This is a genomic window from Wenzhouxiangella sp. XN201 (genome assembly GCF_011008905.1).
Classification (GTDB): Bacteria; Pseudomonadota; Gammaproteobacteria; order Xanthomonadales; family Wenzhouxiangellaceae; genus Wenzhouxiangella.
The window spans coordinates 1-557 of the sequence record NZ_JAAIVI010000003.1 but is presented as its reverse complement, the minus strand read 5'-3'; the positions used below and the strand labels follow the sequence as shown (position 1 = coordinate 557).

The window sequence follows — 557 nt, the reverse complement described above, 5'->3', positions numbered from 1 at the left end:
TTGTCGACCACGATCTGCTCGCCATCGCTCAGACTGCCGAGGGCATCGCCGGTAAATGCAAAGCTTTCAGGGCTACCTTGCGGGTTGGTCTGCTTCTCGACCACCATGGTGCCGCGCTCGGTGTTGGTAAAGACGCAACGGACCGCTTCGTCGGCTTCGACGTTGAAGGTCGCCGTCGCCGTGCCGATATCGCCGGTGCTGTTCAAATCGTCGCAGACGATCGAAGTCAGATCCCAGCCCGCAGGCAGGGTCTCGGTCGAGGTGTAAGTGCCCGGATCGACCAGGATCGTGATGCTGTTGCCGTCAGCGAGCGAGCCGGCGACATCACCGGCGAAAGCGAATGCCTGCGGGCTGCCGTTCGGCAAGGTTTGCTTCTCGACGGTGATCGAGCCGCCCTGGGTATTGGTGAACACGCAGGCCACGGTCTCGCCCGGATCGAGCACGAAATTCGCGGTCGCGGTGCCGACATCGCCGCTCGAGTTGCCGTCATTGCACGAAATTCCGGTCAGCTTCCAGTTCGCCGGCACGGTCTCGGTCGAGCTGTAGTTGCCGGGCAC

1 protein-coding gene is annotated in these 557 nt (G+C 62.7%); it reads right to left on the bottom strand.

What is annotated here, in order from left to right:
• On the bottom strand, positions 1-557 hold a 557-nt coding region (locus tag G4Y73_RS00005), incomplete at both ends, for a hypothetical protein (RefSeq protein ID WP_205596420.1).